Source organism: Rothia sp. HMSC065B04 (assembly GCF_001812285.1).
Classification (GTDB): domain Bacteria; phylum Actinomycetota; class Actinomycetes; order Actinomycetales; family Micrococcaceae; genus Rothia; species Rothia mucilaginosa.
The window spans coordinates 172,388-190,993 of the sequence record NZ_KV808410.1 but is presented as its reverse complement, the minus strand read 5'-3'; the positions used below and the strand labels follow the sequence as shown (position 1 = coordinate 190,993).

Genomic DNA, 18,606 nt, shown 5'->3' with positions numbered 1-18,606 from the left:
ACTCTTGTCGATTCACTGAATCGACGTGAGATGTTGGTGAGGGGCTCGCCGCTACGGCGGTGGAGCCCCTTAGCCATATGCTGTGACAGGTTTTGAGCTGTTGAGAGAGCGTAAGGAGAGCTCATGAAGGTGAATGTGCACGACCCGCGCGGGGAAGAACTCGCGCAGGTACTCACGCGCGCCACCGCGGCACTGGCGCAGGTGCCCAGCCCCCGCGTGGACGCCGAGCTCCTCGCCGCGCACCTGCTCTACGACGGTTCGCGCTCGCGCCTACAGCACGCCGCGCTCATGGGGGAGCGGCTCACCCCCGCACAGGTCGCAGAGTACGAGGCGCTGGTCGCCCGCCGCGCCTACCGCGAACCGCTGCAGCACATCACCGGCTCCGCTCCCTTCTACCGCCTAGAACTGGCAGTCGGACCGGGCGTGTTCGTACCCCGCCCCGAGACCGAGCTACTCGTCGAAGAAGCCCTCAAGGTGCTGACCGCACGCACCGATTCGACAACCGGTCAGCTGCGCATCGTCGACCTGTGCACCGGCTCCGGGGCTATCGCGGCGGCAATTAAGAGCGAACTGCCGAACGCCCAGGTGTTCGCGGTGGAACTCTCCGAAGACGCCATCCCCTACACCCGTAAGAACCTGGAGCCGCTCGGCGTACACCTGGTTCAGGGGGATGCGCTCACCACCCTGTCCGAGCTCGCCGGAACCTTCGACGCGGTGCTTTCCAACCCTCCGTACATTCCGCCGGCGAACGTACCCGCCGACCCGGAAGCCGCCCTCCACGACCCGGACAAGGCACTGTACGGAGGGGGAGATGACGGCATGCAGATGCCCTCCGCTATCGCTGCCCGCGCCTTCGAACTTCTAGCCCCCGGCGGCCTGTTCATCATGGAACACGACGACACCCAGGAAGAAGCCGTCGCCGAACTGTTGGCGCGCATCGGCTTCGAGGACTGCTACCCGGTGCGTGACCTGAATAATCGCCCGCGGCATAGCGTCGGTTATAAACCGCGCCCACTAGAGCCTTTAAACTAGTAGATGCACCACCTAGCCCGCGCTGGGCTGCGTGAAGGCAACGCGTCCGCCTCCGCAGCAGGCTCAGAGCTTGCGAAATATGGTGAACGCTCGGAAGAACGCTTCCACATGGCGCGTTGTGGATGCCGGCGCCTCGCCGCATCCAGAAAAACATGAGAGAATAAGACCCGTGACTGCAAAGCTGTACCCCGTAACGACTGAAACTGAGACCCGCGAGGCCATCGAGGTTGCCCGCGAGGCGCTGAAGGCGCACGACACGATTGTGATGCCCACCGATACCGTCTACGGTATTGCCGCCGATGCTTTCTCGCATCAGGGCGTTGCCAAGCTGCTGGCAGATAAGGGCCGCGACCGCACCATGCCGCCGCCCGTGCTGATCTTTGACCTTGCTGCGCTCGCCGGCGTGGTGGACGATGTTCCGGACGACATTTACGACCTGGGCGGCCGCTTCTGGCCCGGCGCGCTGACTCTTATTCTTCACGCGTACCCGTCGCTGAGCTGGGATTTGGGTGAGACCCGCGGTACCGTTGCCGTGCGTGTTCCCGATGACGAGTTCGCCCTGAAGCTGCTGACCGAGCACGGTCCGCTGGCGGTTTCTAGCGCGAACAAGACCGGTCAGGAAGCCGCACTGGACGCGCAGACCGCCATGGACTCCCTGGGTGAGGATGTTGCCGTGGTGATTGACGGCGGCGCTCGTCCTAAGCCGATTGAGTCTGAGCCGAATGAGGACGGCGTGGTTGTGGTGACTGAGCGTGACCCTGCACCGTCCACGATTCTGGATTGCACCTCCTTCCCCTATGTGGTGGTTCGTGAGGGCGCAATTTCGGTGGAGGAACTGCGTGAGGTTGTTCCGTCGATTCTGACTCGTGCGGAGGCTGATGAGCAGGCTGCTCGTAAGGTTGAGGAAGCCGAGGCTGCTTCTTCCGCGTCGTCTGAGCCGGCGCCTTCTGAGCGTGCTCTGGACGATCAGGCTGACCTGGATGAGGCGTACGAGCAGTGGGACAGCACCCACACCGTGAGCGGTGAGCCTGCTCGTCGCGCTTCGGCGCCTGCTGCTGGTTCTGTTGCGGCGTCCCTGCTGGGCGCTACTTCGGCTCTGTCTTCTGCTTTCAACACCGGCGTGGATCAGGAGCGTGCGCGCGGCTACCGTGACAACACTCCGAAGCCGGTTCGTGCGGATGAGCCGCAGACCCACCCGGTTCCTGCTGACACTGCCCGTGCTCTGGTCTTTGGCGAGTCGAAGATTGAGGTTGCTGCCAAGAGCAAGCCTGCCAAGGAAGAAGCTAAGGCCGAGGCTGCTACGACCGAGGCTGAGGCAAAGACCGAGCAGAAGGACGCCCCGGAGGATCAGCTCTAAACCTCTGCGGGTTATAGAGCTTGGAACATAAAATCTCGGAGCATAAAAACTTAGAAGGGAACCCCCGATATATCGCTCAGATATATCGGGGGTTCCCTTTTGCTATGAGTCTTACAGATTGCGTGCCCCTAGATTGTGCGTCTCTACAGGCACGTGCGCAATCTACTTCTTGTCGAAGCGGCGGTCCTTCTTCTTGCCCAGCGCGGTGTGGGCGTTGCGCAGTACCTCGCGTACGCGCGGGGTGGGCAGAAGGTTGTTGTCGCGCGCCCAGGAGTCATCAATGCCCTGGCCAAACCACATGACCTCGACCTTACGCACGGAGCCTGCGAACTTGTCGTTCATCAGCTCGGAGACGGTGTAGCCTGCCTTGACGGCTGCGCGGCAGAGCCATTCGGGCAGGTGCAGCGGCTTGCGGCGGCCCGCATCCAGAGTTGCGGAGGCGACGGTTGCCCCCTCCCAGGGCTGCAGGACAATGGTGGGCAGTTCGCCGGGGAAGGTGCCGAGCATGACCACGAATTCCGCGAGGGCGTGCACACTGGAGACGGGCGACTTGCCGGTGCCTGCGCCTGCAACGGACGCGAAGGGGGAGGACGCCATCTTGGCGAAGAGTTCCGTGGTGCGGCGTCCGCGGCCCTGCACGCTGGTTGCGCGCAGGATGCACAGTTCGGGTGCGCTGTCGGGGTGCTCTTCGAGGAAGTAGTCCTGCAGATCGAGTAGCGCTTCTTCACCGAGTGCCTTGGAGAAGGAGTATGCGCTGAACGGGTTAGTCTCTTCGGAAGCATCCAGCACGAGGCGCGGGCCCTGTACCGCTGCGGAGGAGAGGTGGATGACGCGGCGCACGCCGGTGCGCTGTGCGGCAATTGCGATGACTGCGGGTAGCAGTGCGTTTGCGCCGACGAGCGGGGGCAGGTCCTGCATGTTGGGTGCTGCGAGGCCCGCTGCGTTGACGACGACCTGTGCGCCGGCGAAGGCTTCTGCGAGGGAGTCGATGATGCCTTCAAGCTGGTCTGCTTCGTCGATGATGCTGTCTACGTCGAGGGCGCGGGTTGCGAGTCGAGGTGCCTCAATGGGGTCGACGCTGATACCTTCTGCGTTCAGTCGCGCGACGATGGAGGAACCAACGAAGCCGCTGGCGCCAATGACTTTCCACTTGGATTCAGACATCTCTTTTACCTCTCATGAGCCCGCGTACGTTGCGGGGAAAAATGGGGTCATTTCAACTTTCCCATATTTGAACAGTTTATGGGGAATTTGTGGGGTTTTATTCGGGCTCTGGTCGTTTTTTCGCACGGTATGCACAGCGCAAACACAGGCTGTGAAGCGGGTAGCTTGATTGATACCCAAAAGCGGGTGTGCCGGTACGTCCGCTATGCGGATAAATCAACTGAATTCGGTTGTTTATTTGTCATATAAGGCGTCTTTTGGGGTGATGGTTCACTCTCTAGTGGAGACCGCAGGTAGAATATTTTCTTTGAGTGATATATCCACACGGTTGAATACCGCGGGCGCGAGAAACACCACAAGCGCCCAGCTCGGTATGGGTATATCGCGTACCGGCTGATTCAGGCGCATCGCGCCGCGGAGGGAGAACTTATGGCAGAAAAGTACAGCGACGTGACCGCTTTTGCCCAGCCTTCTTCCGAACAGTCTTCTTCTCACGATTCTTTGAACGAGTATCCCCGCACGGTTGCCGTGGTGGTGACCTATAACCGTGAGGACCTACTACCGAGGACCCTCGCTGGTATCGCTTCTGGTGAGCGTGTGCCTGCGGCGGTGGTGATCGTTGATAACGCCTCCACGGACGGTACTGCCGAGTATCTGCGTACCCTGGACTATGAGTTGCCGGTGGATTGTATCCGCCTGGAGAGCAATATGGGTGGTGCTGGCGGTTTCGCGGTGGGTATTGATCGCGCCCTGGAACGCCATAACCCGGATCTGGTGTGGGTTATGGACGATGACACCGAGCCGACCGAGAACACCCTGTCGGAGGCGGTTGCCGCCTGGCTGAACTATTCGCCGGTGCCTTCGCAGCGCCCCGCGGTGGTGGCCTCTCGCGTGGTGTGGACGAACGGCGAGGACCACCCGATGAACACTCCGCGCACGATGTTTGCGGCGGGGGAGCAGCGTCATGCTCGTGCGCAGGCTGTGGGTGCCCGCCCGATTCGTAGCGCCTCGTTCGTGTCGATTCTGATGGATGCGCAGGCTATTCGCCGCAACGGCGGCCTGCCGATTGCTGAGTTCTTCATCTGGAATGACGACTTCGAGTTTTCGACCCGCCTGATTCATCACCGCGACGGCATTGCGGTGCCGTCCTCGGTGGCAAAGCACCACACGAAGACTTTCGGCACGACGAACGCCAACCCCGGCCCGCGTTTCTATAACGATGTACGCAATAAGCTGTGGGTCTTCACCCGCTCGCGTACCCTGAACCCGCTGGAGAAGCTGCTCTATGGTGGCTCGTCGGCGCGCCTGTGGATTTCTACTGTTCTGCGTACTGATGACCGCCGCACCTACCTGGGGTATTTCCTCAATGGTGTGCGTGATGGTTTGCGTGCGCCTCGCCCGAATGCTCAGGTGCTTGAGGGCATTTACCCGCTGACTTTCCCCGGCCGCTACGGCGTGCCGGCATCCGCTGAAAGCCCCGCTGATTCTGAGAAGGCGCGTGGTTGCGTGAGCTCTGTACCCGATTTCTCGGTGCTGATGAGCGTGTACGCGAAGGAGAACCCCGCCTATCTGGACCAGGCGTTGGAGTCAAATCTTCTGAACCAGACGGTGCGTCCTTCCGAGCTGGTTTTGGTGAAGGACGGTCCGCTGACCCCCGAGCTGGATGCCGTGGTGGACCGCTGGGTTCAGCGCGCCGAGAATCTGGATTGCCCGCCGATTCAGGTGGTGGAGCTGGCTCAGAATGTTGGTTTGGCGGAGGCGCTGAACGCCGGTCTGCAGGCGTGTTCGTATGAGCTGGTGGCTCGTGCTGATTCTGATGATCTGTCTGAGCCGACTCGTTTTGCGCGTCTGATTCCTGCCCTGGTGCAGGGCGGCTACACGGTGCTGGGCTCTGCCATGCTTGAGGTGAATGAGAGCAATACTGCGGTGGAGTCGACCCGCGAGGCGATTGTTGAGTCCGAGCGTCTGCTGCGCGCGATGGATTCGCGTAACCCGATTTATCACCCGTCGGTGGCGTTCGTGAAGAGTGCCGTGCAGCAGCTGGGCGGTTACGAGTTCGTGCCCGGCGCTGAGGATTGGTGGCTGTGGATGCGTCTGCGCGATGCCGGCTACCGTCTGGGCAATATCCCTGAGGCGCTAGTGCGTTACCGCGTGGGTGCGGGCGCGTACACGAAGCGCGGGGGAGTGGACGCCTGGTTGCAGGATGTGGCGATTCAGCGTCGACTGTACACCGGTCACGGTATTTCTAAGCTTCAGTGGGCTCAGAATATGGCGGTGCGCAGTGTGTACCGTTTTGTTCCTGAGCAGGCGCGCCGTTTGGCGTTTCGTGCGTTGTCGTCTTTGACGGCTCGTGCTTCTTCTCGTTCTTCTGGTACCGCATCTGAAGGAGGCATGTAGTGGCTCAGTTGAAACCTCACGCTCATGTGGTGATGCGGAAGGCTGCTCAGCGCGGCACGATGGTGACGGAGGGTGACTCTGGCACGATGCTGGTGAACCGCCTGTATGAGCGTAAGCCGTGGTGGTTGATTGCGCAGGCACTGATTGATTCGAGCGCCTGGGTTCTGTCGGTTTTGTTCGCGTATATGCTCCGCTATAGTGTGCTGCTCAGTAACGGCTCGGTGTTCGATATTATTCACCCGGCGTCGTTGACGATGACCGCTACGTTGGCTGTGGTGTTGCACCTGGTCATTGGTCTGGCGGGCGTGAAGATTTATAACGGCGTGTATTCGTACGGTTCGTTTGACGAGTCCTGGCGTGCTGGCGCGGCTGCTTTGAGCGCGGGTGCGGCGTTGACTGCGTTCTCCTTTGTGGATGAGCTGCTGGGTCTGCCGCATATTCCGCATAGTGTGCCTGCGATTGCGGCGGCATTTAGCCTCATTATGATGGCGGGCGCTCGCATGGCGAAGCGTGTGTACACTGAGCGCGGTGCGGTGCGTGAGCTGACCGGCGAGCCGGTGATTGTGTACGGTGCCGGTTTTATCGGCGGCATGGTCATGGATTCGATGCTGCACGATGAGGATGCGAAGCTTCGCCCGGTTGCTGTCTTTGATGACGACCAGTTGAAGGCTGGTACGAAGTTCCACGGCATTTCGGTGATTACGACTTACCGCGAGCTGGAGCAGGTAATTCGTGAGTCGGGTACCCGTAAGATTCTGGTGACGATTTCGGATATGTCGGAGGATTACTTCGAGTCCTTCTGCAACCGCATGCGTAAGCTTAAGGTTGAGGTTCAGCGTATTAGTAGCGCGAATGCTCGACTGATGGGTGAGCGTCTGATTACCGCGAGCGATAACGATTTGATGCGCGTGATTCGTGGCGAGATTAACTACGATATTGACCGCGATATTCTGCGTTCGTACCTGCACGGTAAGCGAGTGCTGGTGACCGGTGCGGGCGGTTCGATTGGTTCTGAGCTGTGCCGTCAGATTAGCGAGTTTGAGCCGGAGACTCTCATGATGCTTGATCATGATGAGACTCTGCTGATGGAGACGAAGGTTTCGATTACTCACGAGTCGAGCCTGGACGATGACCGCATCATCCTCGCTGATATTCGTGAGGGTGATAATCTGCTGGAGATTTTCCGTGACCGTCGCCCCGAGGTAGTGTTCCATGCTGCGGCTTTGAAGCATGTGTCGGCGCTGGAGGCGTACCCGCAGGAGGCGTGGAAGACGAACTCCCTGGGTACTCTGAACGTGCTGCGTGCCGCAGAGGCGGTGGGCGTGAAGACCTTCGTAAACGTTTCGACTGATAAGGCGGCGGATCCGAAGACTGCGCTGGGTCAGTCCAAGCGCGTGGCGGAGCGTCTGACCGCGTACTTTGGTGAGAAGACCGGCAACACCTACGTGTCGGTTCGTTTTGGCAACGTGTTTGGTTCGCGCGGTTCGATTAAGCCGCTCTTTACGAAGCAGATCCTCTCGGGTGGTCCGATTACCCTGACGGATAAGCGCGCGACCCGTTACTTCATGCTGATTACCGATGCCTGCTTGCTGGTGATGCTTGCCGGTGCGATTGGTCGCCCGGGTGAGGTCATGGTGCTGGATATGGGTCAGCCGGTCAAGATCCTGGACGTTGCGAAGGCGATGCGCCAGGCGTATGAGCGGTATGACGTGGAGATCAAGGAGATTGGTCTTCGCAAGGGTGAGAAGCTGGATGAGGCTCTCTTCGGCGGTACCGAGAAGCTGGTACCTAGTGAGGAGAACCGGTATATTTCCCGGTCGAGTGCTCCGGCGCTTGACCCTGATGAGCTCGATTATGAGCTGTGGATTCAGAACTATCGGGAGCACAGTGGCTATGAGCGTCATGGCCTGGAGCGTGCCCCTGATCCGCGTACTTTGGCGGATGCGCAGACGTTCTAATCTTTAGGGAATGACATCGGATGCTGCACTTGCGTGGCGGGTGCGGTATCCGGTGTTTTCTCTTTCTCGGGTGTAGAACATTTCAGGACGCAGAATATGCAGAACGTATGGAGAGAATCTGTAATGTTTAGTCCCGGGCTACTGAAGAGTTCTATAGAATACGAAGTAAACACACACACACTACGCACACATCGTCCCTTAGCTGCAATTCTGGAGCTTGCGTCCAGGGGAGCGGCGCCAATGCCTTGGAGCTGGTATGACCTCCTTTTCTGAGCTGTTGAGCATTTTTGCTCTTGCTTTTGTTTTGGGTGCCCTTTTGCCGTTTGCGGTGCGCCCGATTTTGCACCGCTACAACATGGTGGATGTTCCTAATGAGCGTTCTTCGCATACTGCTCCGACGTACCGCGGTATGGGTTTGGCGACTGCGGCTGCGACCTTTGTGGCGTTTGTGGCGGCTACCCTGTTCGGCTGGACGTACCGTTCTGCTGAGTCTTTGCAGCTGGCGGTGACGATTGCCGCGGCGATTCTGTGTGCTCTTGCCCTGGGCTGGCTTGAGGATATTCGCGGCGTGAGCATTGTGCGTCGTGCGGGCCTGCAGCTGGTGATTGGCGTACTGGTGAGCGTGAGCTTTGCGACGGTGCAGGGCACGAACATTCTGCTGCTGATTCTGGGCGCGATTTTTGTTGCCGGCTACATTAACGTGGCGAATTTTATGGACGGCATTAACGGTATTTCTGGTGCTCACGGTCTGGTGGCTGGTTTGGCGTATGCGCTGACCGGTTGGATGGTGAACCTTCCGTGGCTGGCTTTGGCTGGTGTGGCTGTTGCCGGTGCTTTTGCGGCGTTCCTGCCGTGGAATGTGCGCCCTGGTAAGAACGTGTTTTTGGGCGATGCGGGTTCTTATGTTTTGGGCGCGGCGCTGGGCACGTTGGCTGTGGGCGCGTGGTTTGCGGATGTTCCGTTCCTGTTGGCTTTTGCTCCGCTGATGACGTATCTGGCGGACGCGGGTACGACTCTGTTCCGTCGTTTTATGGCGGGGGAGCAGTGGTACAAGCCGCACCGTACTCACACTTATCAGCGTCTGACGGATGTTGGTTTCAGCCACCTTGGTTCGACCGCCGTGGTGACCGGTACGACCATTCTGGTGTGGGTGCTGCTGGCGTTTGCCTCTGATTTGTTTGCTTCGGGCGCCGTGCTGGCGGCTGTTGGTGTGGTTCTTGTGGCTCTTGCCGTGCTGGTGGTGTACCTGCGTATGCCGCAGCTCTTTGGCGGTGAGGCACCTACTTCTGCGATTGACCTGTCGAAGCGCTTTGCGGCGGATTCGAAGGGTTCGGCGCCGAAGGCGAAGTCGGCAACTGCAGAGCCTGCTACCGGCTCTTTGACCTCGGCGACTGGCGTTCCGGCGACTCCTGAGAACGTAGAGCCGACCTCGCTGCATCCGGAGCCGATCATGCCGGATTCCGTGAAAGACCGTGCAGATAGCTCTTCTGCTGCTCGCTCCTCTGTTCAGCCTTCTTCTCATCGCAACCGTGGGGAGAAACACTAATGGCTTCTGAGCAGCCTAAATCTCAGGCTCCTGCAGAGCCTCTCTGGAGGCGCGTGGTGGACGTTCTGTGGTATCCGCCGGCGGAGCGCAAGAAGCAGCAGAAACACCGCCGAGAGCGTGCTCAAGCAGGTTTGAAGGCCTCTTCTTTCGAGAGTCAAGAGCTTTCCTGGAAATTTTTGTTCTACAGGGTATCGGCTTACTCTCTGCTGGCTTGGTTGGGCGGTATGATGAGTGCGTACCTGTTTGCGGGCCCCGTGGGCGCGCTAGGAATAACATTGGGCTTTCTGATAATCTATATATGCTTCACTCTGGGCGTATTGGTTATGTTGGTTGCTCCCATTTTCGACTGGGGTGTACCCAAATCGCTGGTGGTGAGCTACCTCGTGAAGATTGCTCTGCTCGGTCTGGTATTGATGTTTGTGCCGTTCCCCGAGAATCTGAGGCACGGTTGGACTCTCGCAGGCGCATGTACCGGCGTGATTCTGTGGATTGTTATTGAAACAGTTAGCATCGCACGACTGAGAATTTTGTACTTCGACACCGACTCGGAAGACCATGGTCGGTAACACGATCGGTGTTTGAAAGGAAAAACGTTTGGCCGAAGAGAAGAAGTGGTGGGACGGAGATAAAAAGCTCCGCACCACCGGAGAATTGGTATCTGACGGAGGTCTCTCCGGTGCAGTCATGTCGATTCTCTATCTGATCATCGGTGTAGCAGTGTGGGGAGGCATCGGTTACCTCGGTGACCTGGTCTTCTCCACCACCTGGCTGGTGTGGGTTGGCGTCTTGATTGGCGCTATTGGAGGTTTGACCCTCGTCTTTACCCACATGACCAGGCAGAATAAAGACCGTTAGGTCATTGAACGCGGACCGCCAGGTCACACATTCATCCATGTAGTTAGCATGTCAGTCGTTTATAGGCAGACATGGGCTCTTGATAGCCACTAGTAGCAAGAAAGGACTTGCTTTGATCGAGAACGGGTTGATCCTCGCGGAAGCCTATGTGCCGCCGACCCCCGAAGACATGCATCTGCCACCCTTCTTCACCATTGGTGATTTCGCTTTCGGTAAGCAGAACGTACTGATTCTGCTGTCCGTGGTGATTATCGCGGTCTTCTTCCTCACCGCAGCACGTAAGCGCGCCATGGTTCCCGGCAAGACTCAGTTCATCGCTGAGTCCGGCTACATGTTTGCTCGTAACTCCCTCGGTAAGGAAACCCTGGGCGTACAGCACTACAAGCCGTTCGTGCCGATTCTGTTCGCCTCCTTCTTCTTCGTTCTGGTGAACAACCTCTACGGTTCGATTCCGTTTGTTCAGTTGCCCACCTTCTCGCACCCCGGTAGCGCCTACGCGCTGGCTGGCGTAGCGTACCTGACCTGGGTTGGCGTTGGTATCAAGCGCAAGGGCCTGGGCGGCTTCTTCAAGGACATCACCATGCCCTCGGGTCTGCCGGTGTGGATTTACCCCATCCTGATCCCGATCGAGTTCTTCTCGAACCTGCTGATTCGTCCCGCAACTCACGCGCTACGTCTCTTCGCGACCATGTTCGGTGGTCACCTGGCGCTGATGGTTGCATCCAGCATGGTGACCTACATGGTTGAGACCCTGGGTGGTATCGGCTACCTGGCTGCTATTGCTCCCGGTGCTCTGGGCCTGTTCCTGTACTTCCTGGAATTCATGATTCAGTGCATCCAGGCTTATGTGTTCGCTCTGCTGCTGGCTGTGTACCTGCAGGGCTCGGTTTCCGAGGGACACTAAACTCTCTAGTTTTTTAGGTTTTCGCGTTCGTCATTGGGCGTGAATAAAGCAACCCACACGTTCACTGTGCGGGCTATTAACTCAAATCAAACTCTGTTCGGTCCGGGTATGTTCCCGGTCGAACACTGTTGAAAGGAAAAATAATGGTTGGTTCCATCACTGCGGTTGGCTACGGTCTGGCAGCTATTGGCGGCGGCATCGGCGTGGGTCTGATCTTCGCGGCATACATGACCAGCGTTGCTCGTCAGCCCGAGTCCCAGAAGACCCTGCAGCCCATGCTGTTCCTGGGCTTCGCACTGGTCGAGGCGCTGGCAATTCTGGGCCTGGTTCTCGTCTTCATCAAGTAACCGGCTCTGCCACATCCTAAACGACCCATCCCATAGAACAGGATTCCCTCCATGATTTATCTGGCAAGCGAAGGGGGAGCGGAGGCAACTTCGAACCCCCTGATTCCCGACGTCGGGGAAATTGTCATTACCCTCATCGGATTCCTGATCCTCTACTACATCGTTGCTAAGTACGTTGTCCCGGCGTTCGAGAAGATCTACCAGGACCGTAAGGAAGCAATCGAAGGTGGCCTTGCCAAGGCCGAGAAGGCACAGGCAGAGGCTGCAGCGGCTCGCGATGAGTACACCCAGCAGCTCGAAAGCGCTCGACTGGAGGCTCAGAAGATTCGTGAAGAGGCACGCGCAGAGGGCGAGGCAATCATTGCCGATGCTCGCGAGCGTGCAACCGCTGAGGCTCAGCGCATTAGCGATAATGCAGCAAAGGCTATCGAGGCAGAGCGTGCGGCAGCAGCAGTGTCCCTCCGTTCCGAGGTTGGCACTCTTGCTACGACCCTTGCCGGCAAGATTGTGGGCGAAGCCCTCAACGATGATGAGCGATCGGCCCGTGTGGTAGATCGTTTTCTTGCTGACCTTGAAACCGAGAAGCAGAACGCAGGTGCGGCTCGGTAATGGCAGGAGTATCTACTGAATCACTGAGCAAGGTGGAAGAGGTGCTGGAAGCTCACGCTTCCCTGCAGCCCCTGAACCTGGCGAGCGAGCTTTTCGCTGTGGTTGATGTTCTCGACCACAACGGCACCCTGCGCCGTGCTGTCACCGATTCTTCGCGTGATGCAGCAGCACGTCAGGGTATCGCTAACACCGTCTTCGGCGGCAAGATCTCTTCTCAGGCTATGGCTGTGCTCACCAGTGCGGTGGCTCAGCGCTGGTCCGATGATGCTGATCTGGCGAATGCCCTGGAGCGTGCAGCAGTGCTCGCCGTGACCGCATCGGCTCAGTCTCGCGGTGGCGTGGACGCCCTGGACGAGGTACTCAACGAACTACTCACCTTTGTGCGTACCGTTGATTCCAACGCTCAGGCGCAGGAAGCGCTGTCCGACCATCAGGCAAGCAAAGAAGCAAAGAAGAAGCTCGCCGTGGCGCTCGGTGGCCCCGCCACCACCGCCGAAGGTGTGCTTCTGCTCGAACGAGTTGGCTCCAACCCCCGCGGCCGTCACGCTGCACGGGTAGCCGATGAGTTCGCAGAAATCATCGTCACGCGACAGAACCGTTACATTGCGCGAGTAACTAGCGCGATTGCGCTGTCGCAGGCACAGCTTGAACGTCTCGGTCGCACGCTCAACGCCGTGTACGGCCGTGAGCTGAAGCTCGACGTTTCGGTGGACCCCGCCGTTCTGGGCGGTCTGCGTGTTCAGGTGGGCGACGAGGTGATCGACGGTACCGTCGAGACCCGCATGTCCGACCTGGCTCGTTCCATCGGCTAGCGGCTCAAGCTAGCGACGCTGAACCGTTCGTCGCAACGGTGATTTAGAAGATACCTCGGGTAGCGGGTGCGTGGCAGATGCCTCCTTCGCAGAAGCGGCGGCATTGCCCGCCCGTTCAACCCGAATTGCAAGTTTCGGTTGGTTCCGTTGACGGAACGCAACCACAATGAGAGAGCAGGGACACAAGATGGCCGAACTGACCATCAATGCCGAAGATGTCCGTAATGCGCTGAACGAGTTTGCAGCGTCTTACGAACCCGGCAATGCAGAACGTGTTGAGGTGGGTCGAGTTGTATCGGCCTCCGACGGTATCGCTCGTGTCGAGGGCCTTCCCTCGGTTATGGCGAATGAGCTGCTTCGTTTCGAAGACGGCACCCTCGGCCTCGCACAGAACCTGGATACCCGCAATATTGGTGTGATCGTCCTGGGTGACTTCACCGGTATTGAAGAGGGCCAGGTCGTACACCGCACCGGTGAGGTCCTCTCGGTGCCCGTTGGCGACGCGTACCTCGGTCGCGTTGTTGACCCCCTGGGTAACCCGATCGATGACCTGGGCCCCATTGAGGCTGAAGGTCGCCGCGCACTGGAGCTGCAGGCTCCCGGCGTGACCCAGCGTAAGTCGGTTCACGAGCCGCTGCAGACCGGTCTGAAGGCAATCGACTCGATGATTCCGATTGGTCGCGGTCAGCGTCAGCTGATCATTGGTGACCGCCAGACCGGTAAGACCGCTATTGCGATCGACACCATTCTGAACCAGAAGGACAACTGGGCTTCGGGTGACCCCAACAAGCAGGTTCGATGCATCTACGTGGCTGTTGGCCAGAAGGCATCCACCATTGCAGCTGTCCGCCACACCCTTGAGACTCGCGGCGCGCTGGAGTACACCACCATCGTGGCATCTCCCGCATCCGACGCAGCAGGCTTCAAGTACCTGGCACCCTACACCGGTTCGGCTATCGGCCAGCACTGGATGTACGGTGGCAAGCACGTCCTCATCATCTTCGACGACCTGTCGAAGCAGGCAGAAGCATACCGCGCTGTGTCCCTGCTGCTGCGCCGCCCGCCGGGACGTGAAGCATACCCCGGTGACGTCTTCTACCTGCACTCCCGCCTGCTGGAGCGTTGCGCTAAGCTCTCTGACGACCTGGGCGCAGGCTCGATGACCGGCTTCCCGATCATTGAGACCAAGGCAAACGACGTTTCCGCCTTCATTCCGACCAACGTCATCTCCATTACTGACGGCCAGATCTTCCTGCAGTCCGACCTGTTCAACGCTAACCAGCGTCCGGCAGTCGACGTCGGTATCTCCGTCTCCCGTGTTGGTGGTGCCGCACAGACCAAGGCTATGAAGAAGGTCTCCGGTACCCTGAAGCTGGAGCTGGCACAGTACCGTGCAATGGAAGCGTTCGCAATGTTCGCATCCGACCTGGACGACGCTACCAAGGCACAGCTGACCCGCGGTTCTCGCCTGACCGAGCTGCTGCGTCAGCCGCAGTACACCCCGTACGCAGTTGAAGAGCAGGTTGTCTCCATTTGGGCTGGTACCTCCGGTCACCTCGACGACATTGAGGTTTCCGACGTGCTGCGCTTCGAGGAAGGCTTCATCGAGTACCTGCGTCACAAGACCTCGGTACTGACCGATATCGCTTCCTCCGGCAATCTTGAGGATGACACCGTTGCAGCTCTGAAGTCCGCAGTTACTGACTTCAAGCAGGGTTTCAAGTCTGAGGGCAGCAGCCACCTCGTCGACGCAGGTCACGAGGAGCACAAGGCAGCTCGCGATAGCGACATCACTCAGGAAACCATCGGTTAGCGATTAGTCCTCGCCTTCTCCCCGCCTCAGCTATGAGGCTGGGGCGGGGCAGAAAGCAAGGAGAAAGGAAGCTCTATGGGAGCCCAGATTAGGGTTTACCGACAGAAGATTGCTTCGACGTCGTCTATGAAGAAGATCTTCAAGGCGATGGAGATGATCGCGACCTCCCGCATTAACAAGGCTCGTAACGCTGCTCAGGCAGCCGGCCCTTACGCGAACGCTCTGACCCGCGTGGTGACTGCGGTTGCAACTCAGCACGGTATTAAGCACCCGCTGATTCACAAGCCGCACGAGTCCGAAGCCTACGAACACCGTCGCTCCGCAATCCTGGTTGTTACCAGTGACCGCGGTCTGGCAGGTTCGTACTCCTCCGCTATCCTGCGTCGTACCGAATCTCTGATTGAGAGGCTGCGCTCTAACGGCCAGGAGGTACAGCTGTACCTGGTTGGCCGTAAGGCAAAGGCTTACTTCGAGTTCCGTGAGCGCCCCTACGCCCGTGCGTGGGAGGGGCACACCGATGCACCTCGCGTCGAAACCGCCGTCGAAATTCGTGACGCGCTGCTCGAAGCCTACGACCTGCCCTTCGAAGAGGGCGGCGTGGACGAACTGCACATCGTATACACCGAGTTCAAGTCGATGGTTGTTCAGGAACCCAAGATCCTGCGCCTGCTGCCCATCCACGTGGGTGACGCAAAGGCTATGGGCGAGGAAATCGTTCCCGACCAGGAACTGACCAAGGCTGAGTACGAGCAGGCGGCATCCTTCGAGTTCGAGCCCTCCGCCGAGGAAGTGCTCAACGCGCTGTTGCCGCGCTACATTGCATCGCGTATCTTCTCCTGCCTCCTGCAGGCAGCAGCAAGTGAGCTGGCATCCCGCCAGCGCGCGATGAAGACCGCAGGTGACAACGCTGAGACGCTGATTACCAAGTACACCCGTTTGATGAACAACGCACGTCAGGCGGAAATTACTCAGGAGCTCTCCGAAATCGTGGGCGGCGCAGACGCCCTCGGCTCCTAGTACTTGTACGCCAACGAAGCCATCAACTGTCCAAACTTTCTAAGTAAGTGAGAAATATGACTGCCACCTACAACGAATCGGTCTCCGCACCGACTCAGGGCGCAACGGGTCGTATTGCCCGCGTCATCGGCCCCGTGGTCGACGTCGAGTTCCCCGCCGGTCAGGTCCCCGAGATTTACAACGCTCTGACCACCGAGCTGACCCTCGACGGTCGCACCCGCACCATCACCTTCGAGACCGCACAGCACCTGGGCGACTCGATCGTTCGCGCTATCTCCCTGCAGCAGACTGACGGCCTGGTCCGCGGTCAGGCTGTAGTCGACACCGGCGCACCGATCTCCGTCCCCGTTGGTGACGGCGTGAAGGGCCACATTTTCAACGTTCTTGGTGACGCACTCGACGTGCCGAACTCCGAGATTAAGGCTGACACCTACTGGCCGATTCACCGTGCCGCTCCCGGCTTCGCAGAGCTGGAAGGCTCCACCGAAATGCTGGAGACTGGTATTAAGTCCATCGACCTTCTGACCCCCTACATCAAGGGCGGTAAGATTGGTCTGTTCGGTGGTGCAGGCGTGGGTAAGACCGTGCTGATCCAGGAAATGATTACCCGTGTGGCTCGTAACTTCGGTGGTACCTCCGTGTTCACCGGTGTTGGCGAGCGTACCCGTGAGGGTAACGACCTGTGGGTCGAAATGGAAGAAGCAGGCGTTCTGAAGGACACCGCTCTTGTGTTCGGCCAGATGGATGAGCCCCCGGGAACCCGTCTGCGCGTGGCACTGACCGGTCTGACCATGGCGGAGTACTTCCGCGATGTTCAGAACCAGGACGTGCTGCTGTTCATCGACAACATCTTCCGTTTCACTCAGGCAGGTTCTGAGGTTTCCACCCTGCTGGGCCGCATGCCCTCCGCAGTGGGTTACCAGCCGAACCTGGCGGACGAAATGGGTCTGCTGCAGGAGCGTATTACCTCCACCCGTGGTCACTCCATCACCTCCATGCAGGCAATTTACGTGCCTGCGGATGACTACACCGACCCGGCGCCGGCAACCACCTTCGCGCACCTGGATGCGACCACCGAGCTCTCTCGTGAAATCGCATCGCGCGGTCTGTACCCGGCAATTGACCCGCTGTCCTCCACCTCCCGAATTCTGGACGCACAGTACATCGGTCAGGAGCACTACGACACCGCAATTCGCGTGAAGGCTATTCTGCAGGAAAACAAGGAACTGCAGGACATCATCGCGATTCTGGGTGTGGACGAGCTCTCCGAGGAGCAGAAGATCGTCGTGGCACGTGCACGTCGTATCGAGCAGTTCCTCTCCCAGAACACCTACACTGCAAAGCAGTTCACCGGTGTCGAGGGTTCGACCGTTCCGCTGAAGGACACCATCGAGTCCTTCCAGATGATCTGCAACGGCGATGTCGACCACATCCCCGAGCAGGCGTTCTACAACATTGGTGGTATGGACGACGTTATGCGCCGCTACGAGGAAATCAAGGCACAGACTGGAGCTAAGTAATCATGGCTCTGAAAGTTGAAGTTGTTTCCCGCGAACGCGTCGTGTGGACTGGCGAAGCGAAGTACGTTCGTGCACGCTCCGTCAGCGGTGACCTCGGCATCCTGCCGGGTATGATCCCCACCTGCACGCTGCTGGCACAGGACGGCGAGCTGCTCATTGAACCTGTTGAGGGTGAGCCCATTAAGACCATCCTCAACGCAGGTTTCTTGACCGTCTCGAACGATCACGTGACCATCGCTGCAAAGCACGCAGAGATCTAAAGCCGGTTCCCCGCAAAGGGAATTGACCACTGTGTACACCTCGCCGGTGTTCTTCCCTGAAAGGGGAGGGGCACCGGCGATTGGTGTATCCGGGGGGGGGCAGGTCGTGTGCGCAGAAAGATCGGTATACGCAGAAAAGGGGCGCCTCCCATGTATCGGGAGGCGCCCCTCAAGCTATCTATAGCCGCCTAGCTAGAGCCGTTTAGAACAGGCGGTCAGCTAGAACAGGCGGTCAGCCGAGTCGTCCACGCCGCGCATCGCGTCGTAGTCCAGGCTCACGCAGCGGATGCCGCGGTCTTCCGCCAGGGTGCGAGCCTGCGGCTTAATCGTCTGCGCCGCAAACACGCCACGTACCGGTGCCAGTAGCGGGTCACGGTTGAGCAGCTCCAGGTAACGGGTCAGCTGCTCCACACCGTCAATATCGCCCACACGCTTGAGCTCGACCGCCACGGAGACGCCGTGCGCATCCTTCGCCATGATGTCTACCGGACCGATAGCGGTCGGGTACTCGCGGCGCACCAGCGAATAGCCCTCACCGAGAGTGTAGATCTGCTCGGCGAGCAGACGCTGCAGGTCAGCCTCCACACCGTCCTTGATGAGGCCGGGATCAACACCCAAATCGGTGGCGTGCTCGTGCTCAATCTTGTAGATGCGAATCATCAGGCGGTCATCGCTCTTAGCCGCCTGAACGGTCCACAGCTGCTGAACATCGGACTCCAGGTCCTCACGGATGCTATGCGGAACGTCCTCACGCTCAGCCACCAGCAGGGAGCAGGGAGGGCTCATCCAGTTCAGAGGCTTGTAGGAACCGCCGTCGGAGTGAATGAGGACGGAGCCGTCATTCTTGACCATCAGCAGGCGGGTAGCGCGGGGCAGGTGGGCGCGGAGGCGGCCCTCATAATCTACGGAGCATTCAGCAATGACAATACGCATCCGTCCACTCTAGCAGGTACGAGTGTTTGGCTCTAGCAGGTGAGGGTATGAGCTAGGGAACCTTGAGCTTGGTACAGGTCGC

At 59.1% G+C, this 18,606-nt stretch carries 17 protein-coding genes; 15 read left to right on the top strand and 2 right to left on the bottom strand.

Annotated elements, in window-relative coordinates:
* The first annotated feature begins 123 nt into the window (after positions 1-123).
* Both prmC and HMPREF2845_RS08145 read left to right on the top strand, forming a co-directional pair.
* Positions 124-1,032, top strand: a complete 909-nt coding sequence (prmC, locus tag HMPREF2845_RS08150; protein ID WP_070634428.1) for a peptide chain release factor N(5)-glutamine methyltransferase — start codon at positions 124-126, stop codon at positions 1,030-1,032.
* Between the two features lie 169 nt (positions 1,033-1,201).
* Positions 1,202-2,389: an L-threonylcarbamoyladenylate synthase gene (locus tag HMPREF2845_RS08145; RefSeq protein ID WP_070634427.1), complete on the top strand. Its 1,188-nt coding sequence runs from the start codon at positions 1,202-1,204 to the stop codon at positions 2,387-2,389.
* 162 nt (positions 2,390-2,551) lie between these two features.
* On the opposite strand, the gene HMPREF2845_RS08140 is transcribed toward HMPREF2845_RS08145, so the two are convergent.
* Positions 2,552-3,553, bottom strand: coding sequence for an NAD-dependent epimerase/dehydratase family protein (locus HMPREF2845_RS08140; protein WP_070634426.1), 1,002 nt, complete (start codon positions 3,551-3,553; stop codon positions 2,552-2,554).
* A 429-nt stretch (positions 3,554-3,982) separates the two neighbouring features.
* Here HMPREF2845_RS08140 and HMPREF2845_RS08135 point away from each other — a divergent pair, with 429 nt between their 5' ends.
* From HMPREF2845_RS08135 to HMPREF2845_RS08075, 13 genes are all read left to right on the top strand, one after another.
* Positions 3,983-5,950 carry a glycosyltransferase family 2 protein gene (locus HMPREF2845_RS08135; RefSeq protein WP_070634425.1) on the top strand — a complete coding sequence of 656 codons (1,968 nt, stop codon included), beginning with the start codon at positions 3,983-3,985 and terminating at the stop codon, positions 5,948-5,950.
* Positions 5,950-7,908 (top strand): polysaccharide biosynthesis protein, encoded by a 1,959-nt coding sequence (locus HMPREF2845_RS08130; protein ID WP_049358657.1) that lies wholly within the window; start codon positions 5,950-5,952, stop codon positions 7,906-7,908. Before HMPREF2845_RS08135 ends, HMPREF2845_RS08130 begins: the two co-directional genes overlap by 1 nt.
* A 256-nt stretch (positions 7,909-8,164) precedes the next feature.
* On the top strand, positions 8,165-9,454 hold the full coding sequence (locus tag HMPREF2845_RS08125) for an MraY family glycosyltransferase (protein ID WP_049358658.1): 1,290 nt from the start codon (positions 8,165-8,167) through the stop codon (positions 9,452-9,454).
* Positions 9,454-10,020, top strand: coding sequence for a hypothetical protein (locus tag HMPREF2845_RS08120; protein WP_052265079.1), 567 nt, complete (start codon positions 9,454-9,456; stop codon positions 10,018-10,020). Before HMPREF2845_RS08125 ends, HMPREF2845_RS08120 begins: the two co-directional genes overlap by 1 nt.
* A gap of 28 nt (positions 10,021-10,048) precedes the next feature.
* Positions 10,049-10,309, top strand: coding sequence for a hypothetical protein (locus HMPREF2845_RS08115; protein ID WP_049347487.1), 261 nt, complete (start codon positions 10,049-10,051; stop codon positions 10,307-10,309).
* Positions 10,310-10,421: 112 nt separating this feature from the next.
* Positions 10,422-11,213, top strand: coding sequence for a F0F1 ATP synthase subunit A (atpB, locus tag HMPREF2845_RS08110; protein WP_049347485.1), 792 nt, complete (start codon positions 10,422-10,424; stop codon positions 11,211-11,213).
* 143 nt (positions 11,214-11,356) lie between these two features.
* A complete protein-coding gene (gene atpE, locus HMPREF2845_RS08105) occupies positions 11,357-11,560 on the top strand; it encodes an ATP synthase F0 subunit C (RefSeq protein WP_005506461.1) in 204 nt (67 codons plus the stop codon).
* Between the two features lie 51 nt (positions 11,561-11,611).
* Complete coding sequence (locus HMPREF2845_RS08100; protein WP_049326923.1) at positions 11,612-12,169, top strand: F0F1 ATP synthase subunit B; 558 nt, start codon at positions 11,612-11,614, stop codon at positions 12,167-12,169.
* Positions 12,169-12,981, top strand: a complete 813-nt coding sequence (locus HMPREF2845_RS08095; RefSeq protein ID WP_049347483.1) for a F0F1 ATP synthase subunit delta — start codon at positions 12,169-12,171, stop codon at positions 12,979-12,981. The genes HMPREF2845_RS08100 and HMPREF2845_RS08095 overlap by 1 nt, the downstream gene beginning before the upstream one ends.
* 187 nt (positions 12,982-13,168) lie before the next feature.
* Entirely contained in the window at positions 13,169-14,794 is a 1,626-nt protein-coding gene (gene atpA / locus HMPREF2845_RS08090) for a F0F1 ATP synthase subunit alpha (RefSeq protein WP_070634424.1), read from the top strand.
* A gap of 75 nt (positions 14,795-14,869) precedes the next feature.
* The gene (locus HMPREF2845_RS08085; RefSeq protein ID WP_070634423.1) at positions 14,870-15,811 is read left to right on the top strand and encodes a F0F1 ATP synthase subunit gamma; all 942 of its coding nucleotides are present in this window, start codon (positions 14,870-14,872) and stop codon (positions 15,809-15,811) included.
* A 56-nt stretch (positions 15,812-15,867) separates the two neighbouring features.
* Positions 15,868-17,331, top strand: coding sequence for a F0F1 ATP synthase subunit beta (atpD, locus tag HMPREF2845_RS08080; RefSeq protein ID WP_005507810.1), 1,464 nt, complete (start codon positions 15,868-15,870; stop codon positions 17,329-17,331).
* Positions 17,332-17,333: 2 nt separating this feature from the next.
* Positions 17,334-17,591 (top strand): hypothetical protein, encoded by a 258-nt coding sequence (locus tag HMPREF2845_RS08075; RefSeq protein WP_005507812.1) that lies wholly within the window; start codon positions 17,334-17,336, stop codon positions 17,589-17,591.
* 219 nt (positions 17,592-17,810) lie between these two features.
* On the opposite strand, the gene nucS is transcribed toward HMPREF2845_RS08075, so the two are convergent.
* Positions 17,811-18,524 (bottom strand): endonuclease NucS, encoded by a 714-nt coding sequence (gene nucS / locus HMPREF2845_RS08070; RefSeq protein WP_070634422.1) that lies wholly within the window; start codon positions 18,522-18,524, stop codon positions 17,811-17,813.
* Between the last annotated feature and the right edge of the window lie 82 nt (positions 18,525-18,606).